A 1,184-nucleotide genomic window follows, 5' to 3' on the forward strand; every position below is an offset into this window, starting at 1 on the left:
CTCCGTGGTGGAGCCGAGGTCGATGTGCTGGTGCGAGCACGGGTCTTCGAACTGGCGGAAGTTCTCCAGCGGCGTGTTCGGCCGGCACTGCACCTGGCCCGCTTGGGAGCCCTTCGGCATCACGGTGTCGAGCCACTTCAGGAACTCGATGTCCTGCTTTCCGGAGCCGAGGAGCACGTTCCCGCCGACGGTGTTGAAGTCCACGGCCACGGCCGGGTTCTTGCAGTGCAGCGACCCGGACTCGCAGTGCGTGCCGATCCCGACGCACGGACGGTTCATGTCGCTGATCTGCACGGAGCCGTACTTGTTGAGCGCCGCGACGAGCAGCTGCAAGATCCGGGTGTCGACCTGGCAGCCGTCCTTGGTCGTCCCGTCGACGATGGGCAGGATCTCCTGCTCCACCATCTGCGGGTGGTACGTGTCCGTGAAGGTGCCCTTCTCCCACGCAGCCTTGAGGGTCTTCGCAAGCTCGACCTGGTCGCCGGAGACGTCGCAGCCGGACGTGGTCGCAGCGCCGGTGACGGCAGCGACTATCTGCTGCGCGTCGGTCCAGAACTTCGCGTAGTGGTACGGGTCGGCGTTGACCTGCACCTTGTGGGCGGCGAGCGTCGGCTCGAGCGTCTCCCAGTCCGGCACCTTGACCAGCTTCGCCAGGAACGCCTTCGCAGCCTTCTCCGGGTTCCGCCGGTCGGCGCGCTCTCCGTAGCTGTCGTCCTGCTGCAGCACGCCGATGGTGGTGTTGTCGACGGCGTCGCCGTGGTTCAGGTTCGTCAGCGACGACTCACCCATCGCCGTCATCACGACGATGGTGGTGGCCTGCTCGTTGGCCTTCACCTCGTGCGCGGCTCCCACGAGACGTGCGGCCATCTTCACCTGGTCGGTGTCCCACGTGCCGACCTTCTTCGGGAGGTCCTTCGTGACCGCCGCGGTGTCGCCGGCGCCGGCACCGCACGCCGCGGCCGCGGTCGAGCCGCCACCGGAGGCGCCGAGGAGCATCCCGATGAACAGGACGATGACCGCCACGGCGCCGACAACGAACTTGACCATGTCAGTCGTCCTCGCCGGGGAGGATCGCGCGGAGCACCTTCCAGGAGCCGTTCACCTGGTTGAGCTGCACCGTGTACGTGCCGGCGTCGGTGGGGACGTCGACGATCGCGGCGCCGTTGGTGCCACCGTCCTCGAGC

General features: G+C 67.7%; 1 protein-coding gene. It reads right to left on the reverse strand.

Translation table 11 applies throughout. The annotated features are described in order from the left end of the window. Nucleotides 1–1,047, reverse strand: a 1,047-nt coding sequence (locus tag GV044_RS21705) for a hypothetical protein (protein WP_159874551.1), incomplete at its 3' end; no start/stop codon positions are given. Nucleotides 1,048–1,184: the final 137 nt, after the last annotated feature.

Source organism: Novosphingobium sp. 9U, from assembly GCF_902506425.1.
In the GTDB taxonomy this organism is placed as follows: Bacteria; Pseudomonadota; Alphaproteobacteria; order Sphingomonadales; family Sphingomonadaceae; genus Novosphingobium.